The sequence below is a fragment of the Streptomyces sp. NRRL F-5755 genome (assembly GCF_001279365.1).
In the GTDB taxonomy this organism is placed as follows: Bacteria; Actinomycetota; Actinomycetes; order Streptomycetales; family Streptomycetaceae; genus Streptomyces; species Streptomyces rimosus.
This window is the reverse complement of record NZ_LGCW01000290.1, coordinates 1-18,827: the sequence shown is the minus strand read 5'-3', so window position 1 is coordinate 18,827 and position 18,827 is coordinate 1. Positions and strand designations below refer to the sequence as shown.

Genomic DNA, 18,827 nt, shown 5'->3' with positions numbered 1-18,827 from the left:
CGGCATCCGCGGCGGGCAGTATCGACTCGCCTCGTTCCTCGGGGAAGAAGAACGAGGCCCAGGCGGGCCGGGGTCGTCCGGCGGTAAAAGGCCGGTGACGACGGCGCCCCGGTCCGCCCCCTCCAGCAGCGGAGGCCGGAGAGCGCAAGGCCGGTCCCCACCGTGAGCACCCCACGGCGGGGACCGGCCAGGCGTGGTTCAGCTCGCCGGGGTGATGGTGACGTCGACGGTGACGTGCCCGTCGTCGCTGCTCACGGTGTAGGAGCCGTTGCCGGTGAAGTCCTTGGTGCCGCGGGCGAGGAAGTCGTCACCGCTGGTCAGGTCGTACTCGTCGACCCAGCAGGAGACCTTGGCGATGTCGTTCGCGGTGAAGGGCAGGTTCATCGAGGTGGCCACGCTGTTCCGGGTCGGGGTGGAGTTGCCCAGGTTCTTCTGGGTCCAGATGCGGAAGTAACCGCCGTCCTTGAGGTCCAGCGTGATCGCGCCGTAGGGCTCGGGCTCGTATTCGCCGTCGTTGACGAAGCTGATCCGGAAGTCGGCGCGCGCCTTGACCGGCGGGTAGGGCGGCGCGGGCGAGGCGGCGGTGAACTCGGTGCCCTTGAGGCCGGGCCACATGTCGGAGATGCCACGGGCGCCGCTCAGCGGCTTCCACTCGTCGAGGTCGAACTGGAGCACCTGGTCGCCCTTGACGAAGTAGCACAGCCGGCGTTTCGTCCCGGCCAGCACCGCGGGCGGGATGATCTGGTAGACCACCGCGTCGAGGTCCCGGTCGAGCCCGGTCTCCTTCAGTCCGGGCCACTTGGCGGCGATGCTGTAGGGGCCGCCGCTGACCCGGTCCGTGAGGCTGTCGTAGGTGACGAACTTGTCGCCCTTGAAGAAGTAGTACGTGTCCACGGTCCCGAAGGGGACGTCCGCCTGGTCCAGGAACGCCGCGTCGAGGTCCCGCTCGAACCCGGCGTCCTTCATGCCAGGCCACAGCGGGGCGATCTCCAGGGGACCGTAGAGGATCTGCTCGTTCGCCACGTCGTAGCGCACGTACTGGTCGCCCCGGAAGATGTAAAGGTAGTCCTTCTCGATCGGCAGGTCCATCGCCAAGGGGTTGAGGCGCCACGAGAAGGGGACGGCCGCGTCGATGGCACGGGCGAACTGGGTGTCCCGCAGGCCCGGCCAGCCCACGTCGATGGCCCGCGGGCCGACGCGCACGACGTTGTCGGTGAGGCTGTAGAGCAGGTACTGATCACCCAGGAACATGTATGTGTCCCACTTGAGCTGGGAGCGGTTGAAGGTGGCCTAAATCGTCATGGATCCTCCAAGACGCCAGGGGCGGGGTGTCCGGCACAGCCCGGTTGCCGTACCGCGCTGCCGCCCATCGCCCCGGACGTCAGGAGCCCCGCCGGGCGGAGCCAAGGGAGTCAGGGCGACGGTGACGGGGCGCCGTCGGCTTCGGGCCGTGCCGCGGCAAGGTGCGGTCACCGGCCCGGCCGCAGCCGTCGACGCCCACCACGAGCTTTCCCGGGCCGGGGGACGATCTCTGCCGGATTTCCGCCCGGAAGCGCAGAAAGCCCGCAGCGCAAATCTGTCCGATACCGGTACATATCACTTCTTCCTCAGCCACCCGGGCACTCCGCCGGGCCCCTGTCGGCGCTGGCATCTCTCTTCGCTGCGGGACGAAGGGCAAACAAAGCGTTCACAATAAGTCGTTGACAGGCATCTGTGTCGGACTCCATTCTCGACGCATGTCCTCCACACCCGACACCCCGGAAACCTCCGACCAGGGCAACGCCCCCGGCGCGGACCCCTTCTCGCTGCCGGACCCGCAACAGGCGCGTGCGCAGCGGGTGCACGCGTCGCTGTTCCGGATCGCCGAGCGGCACGCGGCGACCGACGCGCAGCGCGCGCGGCAGGTGCACCCGACGGTTCTCGCGCCGCACGAAGCCGTCCGGCTGGTGGCGTTCCTGATGAGCGGGGCGGCGCGGCGGGACGAGAGCGAACCGGAGGTGGACCGGGCGGACATCACCGCGGCGCTGAGCCTGCTCCCGCTGGTGCGCGGAGAGCTGGACGAGCTGGAGGCCGGACTGCTGCGGATGGCGCGCGGACGGGGCATGACCTGGCCCGACGTGGCCTTCGGCCTGGGGCTGGGCACCCCGCAGGCGGCCCGGCAGCGCTACGAGCGGCTGGTCGGCCGTACCCGCGCCGTGGGCGAGGCCGAAGAGGAGTGACCGAGGGCCGGGCCTTGGCCGCGGGTTTGGCCGGGCGCATCTCTCCCTAAAGCCCGGAGTGCTGCATTAACCTGACGTGTCATCACGGCGGTGCGGACAGGATGCCTCGGGGGGCCCGTGCCTGACGATCTCGGATTCGACAAGCTGCTCGACGACGACGGCTTGCTGGCCCGGCTGCTGGGCAAGACCTGCGCCGGGCGCAACCGGAAGCCGCTCTACGGCCCGGACCTGCCCGTGGTCCTGCTCGTCGGCGGCCCGGGCATGGGCAAGGGGCGGCTTCTGCGCTGCGTGCGCGGCGAGTTCGGCCGCCACGTACCGACGGCGCACGTGGACTGCGGCCTCACCGTGTACCGGGAGCAGGCGGAGCAGCAGGCGCGGACCCGTTCGGTGACGACCGAGGTGCTGCGCGAGGTGGCCCGGCAGTTCGGCGCGTGGCAGGGCGACGGCGGGCCGGTCGCCACACCGCGCCTGTACGCGGGGCTGGCGGCGGTCGCGGCCAGCGACCCGCTCGCCGACACGGCCACCCTGGTCAGCGAGGTGCAGCGGCACGACGAACTGCTGCCGCGCGGCTCCTTCTGGCGCGGCGTGCTGAACCGGGCGGGCCGGGCCTACGCCGGTGTCGTCGCCGGGCTGGTGGCCCACCCCGGAGCCGTACCGTTCATCAACGCCGTGCTCGACGAACTGCTCGCCCGTACCTCCCAGGAGGGCAAGGCCGTGCTGGCCGCGTGCTACGGCGAGTACACCGGCGCCGGCGGCCACCCCAAGCTGGGGCTGCATTCGCTGGCCTCGCACTTCCAGCAGGGCGGCGAGGCACGCGAGGTCGCGGAGGGCTTCCTGTTCCGCGCGCTGCGGACGGACATCGAGGCCGCGTACGTATCGCTCTTCGGCCGCCTCGCCCGCGCGGGCCGCCCGGCCCTGCTGCTGGACCACGCGGACAACGCCCTGGGCAGGCGACTGCTGAAGCCCGTTCTGGAAGACCGGGAGCGGGGGCTGTACGACCGGCTGGTCGTCATGGCGACCGCGCGGCGCGCGGACGGCGGACGGTTCCTGTACCACGCCGGAGGCCCCGGTGGTACGGGCGACGACGCGCCGGTGAGCTGGCAGCCCACCGACGGCGGACTGCCGCGGTGGAGCCGCCCGGCCGGCGGCGTGCCCGGCCTCACCCCGCTGTCGCGGGGCGTCCTCCTCGTGCGGATGCCGGTGCTGACCCGGGACCAGCAGTCGCGCGAGACTGCCCGGTTGCGGGTGCGGCAGGAGGGAGTGGCCAACGCCGCCCGGCTGCGTATCGACAGCGGCATCCACCGGCTGAGCGGCGGGCGCCCGCTGTTCGTGTCCCGGCTGGGCGAGGCGACCGCGTCCCTGTCGTTCCGGGAGCCCGACGACGGCACCGACTGGGCCCTGCTGGACGCCCGGGTGCGCGCGGGCGAGGAGGCGGAGGGCCGCCCGGTGGCGGACCTCCTGCTGGACGAGCTGATCAGCCGGCAGCCTCCGGAGGAACTCCCGCCCGAACAGCGCGGCCACTGGCTCGACCTGCTCAGCCACCTGTCGGTGGCACACGACACCGCATGCGCGCAGGTCCTGATGCGCGAGGTGCAGGCGGGCCGGGACGAGCGCCTGTCGGCGTACCGGATCGGGGAACTGCTCGGCGACAGCGGCTGGCCGCACTGCCCCCGCCACTTCATCGGCGACCTCGGCCTGCGCCGCCTGCTCATGCGGCGCCTCCACCGCCTGCGGCCGGACGGTGCGGCCTGGCGCGGCGACCATCTGCTGCTGCGCGACCACTACCGCGCCCTGGACGACGAGACCGCCGACGAGCATTTCGGTTCGGCCGCCGCCCACGCCATGCACCACCACCTGGCCGCCGGCGACGCCGACACGGTCACGGACTACCTCGACCGCACGTTCCTCATCCGCAGCGCGCGGCAGTGGTGCGAAGAACTGCTGGCCATCGCGGAGGCACCGCTGCTCGGCGGTCCCGACGACCGGCGGGCCCGCGCCCTGGGCGACGCGGAGATCGCCGGGGACGTGCGGCGCAAGCGCATCGACCGGCTGCTGCACGCCATATGGCTCTGCGAGGACCGTACGCAGAGCCTCGACGACGCCGTGACCGACACCCTGCCCAAGCTGCTGGAACGGCTGGGGGAGGAGCCCGAGGCCGGGGCGGGGACGCTGACCCACACGGCCCGCGACTTCAGCGACCGGCTCGCGGGCAAGCAGCCGCTCAGACCGTGTACGTGCACGAGACACATCGGCTAGGCGACAGGGGAGGGTGCGGCAGTGCTGAACTGGCTGTACAACACGTTCTGGGCCACCTTGATCCGCAAGGTCTGCACGGTGCTCGTCGTACTGGCCGTCGTCGTCCCCCTCGCCCTCATCCTGCCGGGACGCATCGGCGCGCCCGAATACTGCGCGGAAGGGGTCGAGCGGAGCGCCGGTGAATGCGTCGGCGTCAGCGGCTCCGGATACGACTTCGGGACCAGGGAGATCCGGGAGGTGGCCAGCGCGATCGGCGAGGAGAACAAACGTGTCTTTGAGCAGGAACAGGACCTCGTCACCATCGCGATGATGCTGCCCCTGCAACCGAAGTCCGCCGCCGAACGCAAACAGCTCCGCAGCGAATTACAGGGCGCCTATCTGGCACAGTGGCGGGCCAACCGTACGGAGAACAAGCCGCTGCTGCGGCTGGTGCTGGCCAACCCCGGCGCCGATTACGCCCAGCAGAAAAAGGTGGTGGACCGGCTCGCCGCGATGGCGGATTCCCGGCGCGACAACCTGCGGGCCGTCACCGGGTTCAATCTCAGCCTCGGCAACACCAGGACGGCCATCGACCGGCTGACCAATGAACTCCACATCCCGGTGCTCGCCAGCCGGGTCAGCGCCGACGATATCGCCAACGCCGACAACGGCAGCAGACTGAAGTATCCGGGGCTGGCCCGGATCATTCCCACCAACCGGAAGCAGGCGGCCGCGCTCGCCAATTTCCACGGTGGCCTCAGGGACGCGGAGACCGTGTTGGTCAAGGACATGCGCCCGAACGACATCTACGACGAATCGCTCGCCAAGGCGTTCAGCAAGCCGGAACCCGGCCCGCCCGGCCCGCAGGACCAGCCGTACACCTCGCCCGGCATCAACGACCCGGGCGACACCGGAAACGACTTCACGACGATCGGGCAGAACATCTGTGAATCCGACGCGAAAGTGGTCTATTTCGCGGGACGCCCGGTCCATCTGCGGCTGTTCGCCCTGAAGCTGGCTCAGGTGCCGTGCCACGGAAAGAAATACACCGTCGTCAGCGGGTCGGGCGCGGCGACCCTGGACCGGTACATGAGCGTGGCCGACTGGGAGAAACTGCGGGGTGGTGACGGGGGCGGGGCCACGGTCACCGTGCAGTACGCGGCCCCCGGCCACCCGGACGCCTGGAACGCGTCCCTGCGCCAGTGGGAGAAGGAACAGCGGGCGCGCACGGGCCGGGCACCGGCGGCCGGGGACCGGCCGGCGTACCTGACGGAACCACAAAAGGAGTTGCGGGAACTGAACGGCCTGATCCGGCGGCAGGACGCGGGTGACATCGGGGACGTGGACCTGGAGGATTCCCGGACGATGCTGGTCCACGACGGCGTACGCACCATCGCCGCCGCTGTCTTCCTGGCCAATTCCCAGGCTGCCGGCACGGTGCCGACACGCGCCCGCGTCGCCGCCCAGTGGCCGCGGCTGGAGGCCCGCTACCGGGTGGTGGGCACCAGCGGCTGGATCTGCCTGACCAACGCGGGCAACGCCTACGACAAGCCGGTGGCCGTGGTCCAGCTGGACCCGGCCACCCGCCGGGTGGCGTTCGTCGGACTGGGCTGGCCGGAGAAGAAGCCGCAGCCGGCCGACTGCGTGGTGCCCAGCGGTACCGGCTGAGGCGCGCCGGAGAACGGGCCGGTCGCGCCTTTCCGGGCTTTCCTTCATCTCCGCAGTTTGTCGGAAGGTCTTTCCACCGGCACCCGTCCATGGCGGGCTCGCGCGTTCCCTCAATGTGACGGGACGGGCGCGAGTGTGGTGTGGCCGGCGGCGCGGCGCGGGAGTCTGGTTTCCGGACGTGCCCGCGGTACCCGGAAGCGGTGTGCACGCGGCCGGGAGCGGAAAGGAGCGGGGTGTTGCTCATATCCTCCGGCAGCACCCCGGCTTTCCCGTTCACGGGACCGGGGGCGGTCGTGCGGTGAGCTGCCGGCGGCCGCCCGGAATTCTCCCTGCCGTGCACCGTCGAGTGGAGTGTGACGACGTGACTTCGACTGCCTCGGACCCTGGCGTACGCGTCGCGGCCGCCGCCTCCGCAGAAGGTGACTTCGCCCGCGAACTGACCCGGGATTCCCTGCTGCGGCTGCCCCGCCACGAGATCGCCGCCATTCACGTACCCGGCTTCTGCGACCGGCGGATCGCCGGTGAAGTGGCCGGGAAAGCCGTCCGGCACAAGGCGCTGGGGAATTATCACAAGAAATGCACGAGCACGGTGGGGCGGGTGTTCATGCCGCACGTCGACACGGCGTGGAACCCTGAACTGACCACCCGCTACCACGACGCCGCGCTGCCCTCGATCAACGAGGTGCGCGCCCTGTTCGCGCCCTGTCTGTCCCCGGTGGACCACGTACGGCTGCTCCTCCAGGAGCGCTGGCCGTCCGGCGCCGACCTGCTGCGCCTGCGCGGCCGTCCGTGCTTCGTCGGCGCCCTGCGCGTGCTCCACCCGATGACCTCGGTGTTCCAGCCGCACACCGACCACATCGGGCAGGAGACGGACGCCCCGGAGATCGCCGGGGTGACCGAGCAACTGGTCGCCAACGTCTATCTCCGGATGCTGCACGCCGTCACCCCGGCCCGGGGCGGGCACCGGGTCGGCATGGCCGCGTTCATCGCCTGCAAGGGCCCCGGCGAGCCCCTGCAGTACTGGAGTTGATCCCGTGGCCGACGCCTCTGGAAGCACCGCCCGCGACCTCTCGTTCGCGACGCTGGACGAGCTGTTCACCCGGCAGGCGGACCGGACGCCCGGCGCCGTCGCCGTGGTGTGCGGGGACGTGCGGATGACGTACGCGGAGGTGGAGGCCGCCGCCAACCGGCTGGCCCGGGTCCTCCTCGGCCGCGGCGCCGGCCCGCGGCGGAGGGTGGCGCTGGCGCTGCCCCGCACCGCGGACCTGGTCGTGGCCGTCCTGGCGGTGCTCAAGTGCGGTGCGGCCTATGTGCCGGTGGACCCCGCGTACCCGGCCGAGCGCATCGCCTTCCTGCTGCGCGACACCGCGCCCGTCGCCGTACTGACGGCGCGTGAGGTCTGCGGCGGCCTGCCCGCCGAGACCGGCCCGGACGGCGTGCCCGTGGTCCTGCTCGACGACGACGGCACCCGGCTGCTGCTGGCCGACGCCTCGCACCTGCCCCTCACCTCCGTCGACCGCGGCGGCTGGCCGGACCCGTCCGACTGCGCGTACGTCATCCACACCTCGGGCTCCACGGGCACCCCCAAGGGCGTGGTGATCAGCCACCGCAACGTCGTCCGCCTGCTCACCTCCACCGCCCACTGGTTCGGCTTCGGCCCGGACGACACCTGGACCTTCTTCCACTCCCACGCCTTCGACGTCTCCGTGTGGGAGCTCTTCGGCGCGCTCCTGACCGGTGGCCGGCTGGTGGTCGTCCCGTACCGGGTCAGCCGCGCGCCCGCCGAGTTCCTGGCCCTGCTGGCCCGCGAGCGGGTCACCGTCCTGTCCCAGACGCCGACCGCCTTCGCCGCGCTGCTCGCCGCCGACCGCGAGCACCCCGGGCTGCTGCGGGAGACCACGCTGCGGACGGTCGTCCTCTGCGGCGAGGCGTTCAACCCCGCCCGGCTCGCCGAGTGGTACGCCCGGCATCCGGACGACGCGCCGCGGATCGTCAACATGTACGGCACGACCGAGACCACCGTGCATGCCACCTATGCCGCCTACGGCCGCGACATCGCCCGGCCCGGCGCCGCGAGCGTCATCGGGGCGGCCATCCCCGACCTGGCGCTGTACGTCCTGGACGACCGCCTGAGGGAGGTGCCGCCCGGCGGGACGGGGGAGCTGTACGTCGCGGGCGCCGGGCTGGCGCGCGGCTACCTGGGCCGTCCCGGGCTCACCGCCGAACGCTTCGTGGCCTGCCCGTACGGCCCGCCCGGCGCGTGCATGTACCGCACCGGCGACCTGGTGCGGCGCGGGCCCGGCGGGCTGGAGTTCGCCGGCCGCGCCGACGACCAGGTCAAGATCCGCGGCTTCCGCGTCGAGCCGGGCGAGGTGGAAGCCGCGCTCGCGGCCCACCCGGACGTCGCACAGGCGGCGGTGGCCGTCCACCGGGACGCGGTCCGCGGCCCCGGCCTGGTCGGCTATGTCGTACCGTGCCCGGACCCCGCCCCCGCCGACCCCACGGGCGGGCACACGCCGGGCACCGGCGAGGCGCTGAGGGTCTGGCAGCAGGTCTACGACGACCTGTACGCCGGCTCGGCGGACCGGCCCGTGGCCCTGGGCGAGGACTTCGCGGGCTGGCGGAGCAGCGCCGACGGGCGGCCGATCCCTCTGGAGCAGATGCGCGAGTGGCGGGACGCCACGGTGGGGCGGGTACGGGCCCTGCGGCCGCGCCGCGTCCTGGAGATCGGCGTCGGCACCGGCCTCCTGCTGGCCGGGCTGGCCCCGTACTGTGAGAGCTACTGGGGCACCGACCTGTCCGCCGAGGCCGTCAACGGACTGCGTGGCAAGCTGGCGGCGGACCACGGGCTGGCCGCCCGCACCACGCTGACCTGCCAGGCCGCCCACGACACGCGGGGCCTGCCGGACGGCGCCTTCGACGTGGTCGTGCTGAACTCCGTGACGCAGTACTTCCCCGACACCGGGTACCTCCTCGCCGTCCTGCGCGGTGCCCTCGACCGCCTCGCGCCCGGCGGCGCCCTGTTCGTCGGCGACGTACGCGACCTCCGGCTGGCCCGTCGCTTCCACACCGCACTGCACCGGCAGCGCACCGGCACGCGCGGCGGCGCCGGGGACGACGCCGCGCTGGCCGCCGCGGTCCGGCGGAGCATGGCGGGCGACAAGGAACTGCTCGTCGCCCCCGCCTTCTTCACCGCCCTGGCCGACGGCGCGCTGCCCGCGCTGAGCACCGTGGACATCCGCGTCAAACGCGGGCGGTACCGCAACGAGCTGAGCCGCTACCGCTATGACGTGGTGCTGCGCAAGGGCCCGGTCCCGGTGGTCTCCCTCGCCGACGCGCCCCGGGTGCGGTGGGGGAGCGAGATGCCCGGCCTGCCGTCGCTGGTGCACCGGCTGCGTACCGGTCTGCCCGGCGCCCTGCGGGTGAGCCGCATCCCCAACGCGCGCTGGGAGGAGTCCGGCGCGGTCGGCGCCGCACCGGGCGCCGACCCGGACGACCTGTACGACCTGGCCGCCAGCGTCGGCTACCGCGCCCTGGTCACCTGGTCCGAGGCGGACGACGGCAGCCTGGACGCCGTGTTCCTGCCCGAGCCGGAGCGCGACGGTACGGCGCGCCGGCGCACGGACGGGGACGCGGAACCCGTGGCGTACACCGACGTCTACCTCCCGTCGGTACGCGCCGGGGGCGACGCGCGTTCCCTGCGGGCGCTGACCAGCGAACCGGCCCGGCGCCGGGCCACCGCCGCGCTGGGCGGCACCGTCCGCAAGTCCGTCGCGGCCCGGCTGCCGCACCACATGGTCCCCTCCGCCGTCCTGGTCCTCGACGCGCTGCCGATGACCGCCAACGGCAAGCTGGACCGGCAGGCCCTGCCCGCGCCCGACCGGGACGCCGCCACACTCCGCGACCCCGGCGCCCGCGTCCCGCGCGACGCCCGCGAAGAAATCCTGTGCGGCCTGTTCGCGGAAACCCTCGGCCTCGCCGAGGTCGGCCCCGACCAGAACTTCTTCGACCTCGGCGGGCACTCGTTGCTGGCAACGGGGCTGGTCAACCGGGTCCGCTCGGTCTTCGGTACGGAGCTGGGCCTGCGCGCGGTGTTCGAGACACCGACCCCGGCGGGCCTGGCCGCGCGGGTGACCACCGCGGGCCGCCGCCGCCCCGCGCCGACGGCCCGCGACAACCGCCCCGAGCGGCTGCCGCTGTCCTTCGCGCAGCGCCGCCTGTGGTTCCTGCACCACCTGGAAGGGCCGCGCCCCACCCACCACGTCCCGCTGACCCTCGACATCGTCGGACCGCTCGACCGGCGGGCGCTGACGGCCGCGCTGCGCGATCTCGTGGCGCGCCACGAGGCCCTGCGCACCGTCTTCCCGGACGACGGCGACGAGCCGTGCCAGTCCGTCCTGCCCGCGGACGCCGTACGGCTGGAGATGCCGGTCACCAAGACCACCCGGGAGGCCCTGCCGGACCAGGTACGGGACGCCGCGGGCCGGGGCTTCGACCTCGCGGCCGGGCTTCCCGTACGGGCCCGCCTGTTCGCGCTCGGGCCCGAGGAACACCTGCTGTCCCTGACGCTTCATCACATCGCCGCTGACGGCTGGTCGCTGGCGCCCCTGTGGCGCGACCTCGCGCACGCTTACGGACAGCGCGTCCAGGGACGCCCGCCATACGTGGACCCGCTGCCCGTCCAGTACGCCGACTACACCCTGTGGCAGCGCGACCTGCTCGACGCCGACGACGGAACCGGCGCCACCACGGCCGCCGCGCAACTCGCCTACTGGACGAAGAAGCTCGCCGGACTGCCGCAGCGGATCGCGCTGCCCTACGACCGGCCGCGCCCGCAGAACCCCACCGGACACAGCGGGACCTGCTGCTTCCGGTGGGACGGCGCGCTCCTGGGCGCCGTGCGCGACCTGGCGCGGGAGTGCGGCGCGACCGTGTCGATGGTGGTGCAGGCGGGGCTCGCCGCGCTGCTGACCCGGCTGGGCGCGGGCGAGGACATCCCCATCGGCGTCGCCGTCGCCGGCCGTACCGACGAGGCGCTGCACGACCTGGTCGGCTTCTTCGTCAACACGCTGGTGCTGCGCGTGGACACCTCGGGCGCGCCCGGCTTCCGTACCCTGGTCGCCCGCGTACGGGAAACCGGCCTGGAGGCGTACGCGCACCAGGACGTGCCCGTCGAGCGGGTCGTCGACGCGCTCCGGCCGGACCGTACGGACGACCGCCACCCGCTGTTCCAGACCCTGCTGGTCTGGCAGAACGCGCCCGGCGCCGCGCCGGAGCTGTCCGGCACCACCACCGAGGCCCGGGAACTGCACACCGGCAGACTCGTCACCGACCTGGAGATCAGCATCACGGAGACGCCCGGCCGCGAGGCGAGCGCGGACACGCTGACCGGGGCCGCCCACTTCAACGCCGACCTGTTCGACCGCGCCACCGTCGAAGAGCTCCTGGACGGGCTGCGGCGCCTGCTGACGGACATGGCCGCCGATCCGGACCGGCCGGTCGGCGGCCTGGACACGCGGATGGCGGGGGAGCGCGGGGAGCGGGGGACGGCTGCGGCGGACGAGCCCCGCGCCGGTTCGGTGGACGAATCCTGCACTGGTCCGGCGGACGAACCCCGTACCGATCCGGTGGACGAATCCTGCACTGGTCCGGCGGACGAACCCCGTACCGATCCGGCGGACGAACCCCGCACTGGTCCGGCGGACGAACCCCGTACCGATCCGGCGGACAAACCCCGCACCGATCCGCCGGACGAGCCGCTTGTCGAGCAGGCAGCCCCGACGGCACCGGCGCCCGCCCCCCTGCTCCCCGAGCTGTTCGCGGCCCAGGCGGCCCGTACGCCCGGCGCACCGGCCCTGACCTTCCAGGACACCACCCTCACCTACGGTGAACTGGACGCCGCGGCCAACCGGCTGGCCCGGCTGCTCATCGGGCGGGGCGCCGGGCCCGAGCGGTTCGTGGCGCTGGAGCTGCCGCGTTCGGCCGACCTCGTCACCGCCGTACTCGCGGTGCTGAAGACCGGTGCGGCCTACGTGCCCCTGGAACCAGACCAGCCCGTCGAACGCAACAACAAGATCCTGGGCGACGCCCGCTCCGTGCTGCTGCTCACCACCCGCACACCGACGGAGGCATCCCCCGTCCCCTATCTGCTCTGGAACGGCCCGGAGTTCGCCGACGCCCTCCGCCAGTGCCCCGACACACCCGTACACGACCACGAGCGCATCCGCCCGCTGCTCCCCGCCCACCCGGCGTACGTCATCCACACCTCCGGCTCCACCGGTGTGCCCAAGGGCGTCGTCGTCCCGCACCACGCCGTGGCCCGCCTGTTCACCGACGCGCCCGGCCTCGACTTCCGCGCCGGCGATGTCACGCCGCTGCTCCACTCCCACACCTTCGACCTCTCGGTCTGGGAGATGTGGGGCCCGCTGCTGCACGGCGCCCGCCTGGTCGTGGTACCGCACGAGGAGAGCCGCGCCCCGGTGGAGCTGCTGCGGCTGCTCGTACGCGAAAGTGTCACCCAGCTCCACCAGACCCCGACGGCGTTCGAGCAGCTGACGCACGCGCTGCGCGAACATTCCGGCCTCGCCGGGGAACTGGCCCTGCGCCGCGTCGAGTTGGGCGCCGAGGCCCTGACCGTCCGTACCGCGCGCGAAGGCCGCGAACTGCTGCCCGGCGCGCGCTTCGTGCATGCCTACGGCCCCACCGAGACCACGGTGTTCGTGGTCGCCGGATTCCTCGACGGGCCCCTGCCGGACGGCCAGGCCCTGCCCCTCGGCCGACCGCTGGGTGGCGTCCGCGCGTACGTCCTGGACGACGCGCTGCGTCCGGCGCCGCCCGGCGTCACAGCGGAGCTGTACATCGCGGGCGCCGGGATGACGCGCGGCTACCTGGACCGGAGCGCGCTCACGGCGGAGCGGTTCGTGGCGTGTCCGTACGGGCCGCCGGGGGAGCGGATGTACCGGACCGGCGATCTGGTGCGGTGGCGGGACGATGGGCAGCTGGAGTTCGCCGGGCGGGCCGATGAGCAGGTGAAGCTGCGCGGTTTCCGTATCGAGCCGGCGGAGGTGCGGGCCGCGCTGACCGCGCACCCGCAGGTCGGCGCGGCGGCGGTCGTCGTACGCGAGGACCGGCCGGGGGACCGGCGGCTGGTGGCGTACGTGACCTCCGCTGCGGGCCGGACCGCCGACCCGCGGGAGCTGCGCCGGTACGCGGCCGAACGGCTGCCGGAGCACATGGTGCCCGCCGCGGTCGTCGCCGTGGACGCGCTGCCGCTGACCGACGCCGGCAAACTCGACCGCGCCCGCCTGCCGCTGCCCGACTACGCCGCCGCCTCCGCACGCCGGGCGCCCCGCGACGACCGGGAGCGGACGCTGAGCCGCCTCTTCGCCGAGGTGCTCGGCCTGGACACCGGCGCGGCGGGCGCGGACGACAGCTTCTTCGACCTGGGCGGCGACAGCATCACCGCCATCCAGCTCGTGAGCCGGGCCCGGCGGGCCGGACTCGCCCTGACCCCGCGCGATGTCTTCCGCCACCCCACCGTCGCAGCCCTCGCCGCGCAGGCGGGGAGCGTGGCCGACGTGCCCGTCTCGCCCGCCGGGCACGACAGCGGACCGCTGCTCCTCACCCCCGTCATGCATGCCCTCCGCGAGACCGGCGGTCCGGTCGCGGGCTGCCACCAGTCGGTGCTGCTCCAGGTGCCGCCCGCCCTCGGCCGCCGCCACCTCGCCACCGCGCTGCGCACGGTGATCGACCACCACGACGCGCTGCGGCTGCGGCTGACCCGGGTCGGCGGTGTGGTCTGGAGCCTGGACATCGCCCCGCCGGGCACGGAAACGGAAACGGACACCGCTGCGGAGCCCGGCCCGGACCTCGTGCACCGGGTGGACGCCACCGGCCTGGACGCCACCGCGCTCGACGACGCCGTACGCCACCACAGGAACGCCGCCCGCGACCGGCTGGACCCGGAGTCGGGCCGGGCCGCGGGCCTCGTCCAGGCCGTCTGGTTCGACGCCGGGCCCGACCGGCCGGGCCGGCTGCTCCTGACGGTTCACCACCTCGCGGTGGACGGCGTGTCATGGGGAGTGCTGCTGCCCGACCTCAAGATCGCCTGGGAAGCCGCCGCGGCCGGGCGCCCGCCCGCGTTCGAACCGGTGGGCACCTCGCTGCGCGCCTGGTCCCAAAGGCTCACCGCACTGGCCGAGCACCACGACCGCATCGCCGAACTCCCCCTGTGGGCCGGCATGCTCGACGCCCCCGAACCGCCCCTGGCCCAGGTACCGTACGACCCCGCACGCGACCTGTCCGGCACCGTACGGCAGCTGAGTGTGACCCTGCCGCCGGACCGGACGGCCGCGCTGCTCGGCCCGGTGCCCGCCGCCCTGCACGGCCGGACCGACGACATCCTGCTCACCGCCCTCGGTCTCGCCGTCGCCGACTGGCGCCGTCGCCGTACGGGCTGCCCGGACACCGCCGTCCTGCTCGACATCGAACGGCACGGCCGCGAGGCCCCGGAGGACGGGCCGGAGCCGGACACCGGTACGGGGGAGGGCGCCGATCTCGCGCGGACCGTCGGCTGGCTCACCAGCGTCCACCCCGTACGCCTGGACGCGGGCAGCGCCGACGCCGCCCGGCTCCGCTCCGGCGGCCCCGCGCTCGACCGGGCCTACCGGCGCGTCAAGGAGCAACTGCGCGCGGTTCCCGGCAACGGCATCGGCTACGGCCTGCTGCGCCACCTCAATCCGCAGACCGGTTCGGCCCTCGCCCGCGGCGCCCGCCCCTTGATCGGCTACAACTACCTCGGCCGCCTCACCGGCAACACCGGGGACTGGTCACCGGTGCCCGGCTCCGGCGGCATCACCGGCGGAGCCGACCCCGCGTTGCCAGCCGCGCACTGTGTCCAGTTGGACGTGCTGGCGGAGGACGGGCCCGGCGGTCCGGTCCTGACGGCGGCCTGGTCCTGGCCCGGCGCCCTGTTCACCGAGGACGAGGTACGCGACCTCGCGGACACCTGGCTCGGCCTGCTCACCGCCTTCACGGACCGGGCCACGGCGCCGGACGCCGACGGCCGCACTCCCACCGACTTCCCCCTCGTCGCCCTCACCGAGGACGAGACCGCACGGCTGACACGGGACTGCCCCGACCTGGCCGACGTATGGCCCTTGACCCCGCTCCAGGAAGGGCTGCTCTTCCACGCCCTCTACGACGAGCAGGCCCCCGACGTCTACACCAGCCAGCTCGCCGTCGACCTGCACGGCCCCCTCGACCCGGCGGCACTGCGCGCGGCGGGGCAGGGCCTCCTCGAACGCCACCCCGCCCTCCGCGTCGCCTTCCGGTACGACGGCCTGCGCACCCCCGTACAGGTGGTGCCGCACCCGCGCGCGACCGCCCTCCCGTGGGCCGAGCACGACCTCGCGGACCTGTCCGGCGACGAACAGGCCGTCCGCGCGGCACGCATCGCCACCCGCGAACGCGCCACCCGCTTCGACCCCGCCCACGGCCCCCTGCTGCGGCTCACCCTGCTCCGCCTCCGGCCCGGCCACCACCGGCTGCTGCTGACCGCCCAGCACCTGATCATGGACGGCTGGTCCGGGCCGCTGGTCCTGCGGGACCTGCTCGCCGTCCACGCGGCGGGCGGCGACCCCACGGGCCTGGCCACCCCCGCCCCGTACCGGGACTATCTGCGCTGGCTCACCTCCCAGGACCGTACGACGGCCGAAGCGGCCTGGCAGCAGGCACTGTCCGGCGTGGGCGGCCCGACCCTCGTGGCGGCCGGGCACGCCGCCGACGGCACCGTGGAGCACGAACGCGTCCGGGCCACCCTGTCCGCCGGACTGACCACGGACCTGCGCACGCTCGCCCGCCGCCACGGCCTGACGCTGAACACCGTCCTGCAGGGCGCCTGGGCCGTGGTGCTGCGCTGCCTGACCGGCCGGGACGACATCCTCTTCGGCGCCACGGTCGCCGGGCGGCCCCCGGGAGTGCCGGGCGTCGAGGACATGGTCGGCATGTTCAACAACACCGTGCCGGTACGGGTACGGCTCGACGCCGCCCAGCCCTTCGCCCGCACCCTGGCCCGTCTCCAGGACGAGCAGGCCGGACTGCTGCCCCACCAGCACCTCGGCCTCTCCGCACTGCACCGCCTCTGCGGCCACGACCAGCTCTTCGACACCCTCCTCGTCTTCGAGAACCTCCCCGGCGAGCCGACCGGGCCCGAAGGCCCGCTGCGCGCCACGGAACCCCGCATCACCAGCGGCACCCACTACCCGCTGAGCCTGGCCGTCCTGCCCGGCGATCGGCTGCGCCTCGAACTGGGCCACCGCCCCGATGTGTTCGACGCACGCGCCGCCGCGGCCGTCCTGGGCCGCCTGGTCCGCGTCCTGAAGGCGGCAGCCGGCGACCCGGACCGCACCGTGGGCGACCTCCCCGTCCTCTCGCCCCCGGAACGCACCCGCCTCCTGCACACCTGGAGCACCACCCCCGGCCCCCTCCCCGCACCGCGCACCTGGCCCGCCCTCTTCGAGGCCCAGGCGGCCCAGACCCCCGGAGCCACGGCGGTACGAAGCGCCGACACCGTGCTGACCTACGCCGAACTCGACGCGGCGGCCAACCGGCTGGCACGCCTGCTCGTCCCGCACGGCGCGGGCCCCGAGCGGACGGTGGCCCTGGCGCTGCCCCGCTCCGCCGGACTGATCGTCGCGCTGCTGGCCGTCCTGAAGACCGGCGCCGCCTACGTCCCGCTCGACCCGTCCCACCCGGCCGAGCGCACCACCGCCCTGCTCCGCGACACCCGCCCGGCGCTGGTGCTCACGGACAGCACCACTTCTGGACTGCTGCCGCAGGCCCCCGAGCCCCGCCTCGTACTGGACGATCCGGCCACCCGGGCTCAACTCGCCGGCCTTCCGGCAAGCGCCCTCCACGGCCCCGAACGGATCACGCCCCTCAAGCCGCGGCACCCGGCCTACGTCCTCCACACCTCCGGCTCCACCGGCGGACCCAAGGGCGTACAGGTCACCCACGAGGGCATCGCCGCGCTCGCCGCCGCGCAGATCACCCGCTTCCGCAGCGGCCCCGGCAGCGTCGTCCTGCTCTTCGCCTCGCCGGGCTTCGACGCCTCCGTGTCCGACCTGTGCACCGCCCTCCTCTCCGGAGCCACCCTCGCCGTCGCCCCCGCCGACACCCTCCTCGCCGGCCGGGAACTGGCCGAAGCCGTCGCCCGGTTCGGCGTGACCCACCTGAAGCTGCCACCGAGCGTCCTCGCCGGACTGCCGCCCGACGCGCTACCGCCGCGGACCGTGCTCGCGGTGGCGGGCGAGGCATGCTCCGCCGAGCTGGTGGCGCGCTGGGCACCGGGCCGCTCGATGACCAATGTGTACGGGCCGACCGAGGCGACGGTGTGCGTGACGATGTCCGCGCCGCTGAAGGGCGACGGCGTTCCGCCGATCGGGACGCCGATCGCCGGTATGCGGGTGTACGTGCTGGACGCGGGGGTGCGGCCAGTGCCTACAGGGGTGACGGGGGAGCTGTATGTGGCGGGTGCCGGGCTGGCCCGGGGTTACCTGAACCGTCCGGCGTTGACGGCGGAGCGGTTTGTGGCGTGTCCGTACGGGCGGCCGGGGGAGCGGATGTACCGGACCGGTGATCTGGTGCGGTGGCGGGAGGATGGTCAGCTGGAGTTCGTCGGGCGGGCCGATGAGCAGGTGAAGCTGCGCGGTTTCCGTATCGAGCCGGGGGAGGTGCGGGCCGCGCTGACCGCGCATTCGAAGGTCGGTACGGCGGCGGTCGTCGTACGCGAGGACCGGCCGGGGGACCGGCGGCTGGTGGCCTACGCGGTGCCCCGGGACGCAGCCGCCCCACACCCCGGCGAACTGCGGCGGTACTTGAGCGAGCGGCTGCCCGCCCACTTGCTGCCCTCCGCGGTCGTCGTGCTGGACACGCTGCCCCTCACCCCCAACGGCAAGCTCGACGTGCGAGCGCTGCCGGAACCCGGGCGGACCACCACCGGACGAGAGCCCCGCGACGCCCGCGAGGAAATCCTCTGCGGCCTGTTCGCCGATGTGCTCGGCCTGCCCGAGGTGGGCGCCGACGACGACTTCTTCGACCTGGGCGGCCACTCCCTCCTCGCCACCCGGCTCATCGGCCTCGCCCGCGCGGCGCTGGGCCGCGAGCTGACCATCCGCGCCCTGTTCGAGGCGCGCACCCCGGCCGCGCTGGCCCGGCGCGTGGACGGCGCGGCGACCGCCCGCCCCGCCGTCGTACGCGCCGAACGGCCCGCCCGGCTGCCCCTGTCGTATGGACAACGGCGCCTGTGGTTCCTGCACCGGCTGGCGGGGCCGGGCGCGGGCTACAACGTGCCGCTGGTGCTGCGGCTGCGCGGCACGGTGGACACGGACGCGTTGGACGCGGCGCTGGGCGACGTGGTGGCTCGGCACGAGGTGCTGCGGACGGTGTACGCCGAGGGCGCGGACGGCGAGCCGTACCAGGTGGTGCGCGACCACGACGCGGGCCGGTCGTATCTGACGGTGACATCGGGCGGGGCCACGTTGCCCGAGGCGGAGCGGGCCGCGCGGTATGCGTTCGACCTGGCGGCGGAGATTCCGTTCCGGGCCCAGTTGTTCGAGTGCGGCGGGGATGAGTCGGTGTTGGTGGTGCTTGTGCATCACATCGCCGCTGATGGGTGGTCGTTGGGGCCGTTGTGGCGGGATGTGG

6 protein-coding genes are annotated in these 18,827 nt (G+C 73.7%); 5 read left to right on the top strand and 1 reads right to left on the bottom strand.

What is annotated here, in order from left to right:
- Positions 1-198: 198 nt before the first annotated feature.
- Entirely contained in the window at positions 199-1,251 is a 1,053-nt protein-coding gene (locus ADK86_RS30305) for a hemopexin repeat-containing protein (RefSeq protein WP_053699484.1), read from the bottom strand.
- A 485-nt stretch (positions 1,252-1,736) separates the two neighbouring features.
- Between ADK86_RS30305 and ADK86_RS30300 the strand changes: the two genes are divergently transcribed.
- The 5 genes from ADK86_RS30300 to ADK86_RS30280 form a co-directional block, all read left to right on the top strand.
- Positions 1,737-2,219, top strand: a complete 483-nt coding sequence (locus ADK86_RS30300) for a hypothetical protein (protein ID WP_053699483.1) — start codon at positions 1,737-1,739, stop codon at positions 2,217-2,219.
- 117 nt (positions 2,220-2,336) lie between these two features.
- Positions 2,337-4,475: a hypothetical protein gene (locus ADK86_RS30295; protein WP_053699482.1), complete on the top strand. Its 2,139-nt coding sequence runs from the start codon at positions 2,337-2,339 to the stop codon at positions 4,473-4,475.
- A 21-nt stretch (positions 4,476-4,496) separates the two neighbouring features.
- A complete protein-coding gene (locus ADK86_RS30290) occupies positions 4,497-6,122 on the top strand; it encodes an ABC transporter substrate-binding protein (protein ID WP_053699481.1) in 1,626 nt (541 codons plus the stop codon).
- A 361-nt stretch (positions 6,123-6,483) separates the two neighbouring features.
- A complete protein-coding gene (locus tag ADK86_RS30285) occupies positions 6,484-7,152 on the top strand; it encodes a 2OG-Fe(II) oxygenase (RefSeq protein WP_234346095.1) in 669 nt (222 codons plus the stop codon).
- 4 nt (positions 7,153-7,156) lie between these two features.
- Positions 7,157-18,827 (top strand): non-ribosomal peptide synthetase (locus ADK86_RS30280; RefSeq protein WP_159393997.1); only part of this gene is annotated, 11,671 nt, incomplete at its 3' end.

Excerpts from the sequence above, each read along its gene's own strand:
- ADK86_RS30305 (WP_053699484.1), bottom strand. The coding sequence starts at position 1,251 with ATGTTCCTGGGTGATCAGTACCTGCTCTACAGCCTCACCGACAACGTC.
- ADK86_RS30300 (WP_053699483.1), top strand. The coding sequence starts at position 1,737 with ATGTCCTCCACACCCGACACCCCGGAAACCTCCGACCAGGGCAACGCC.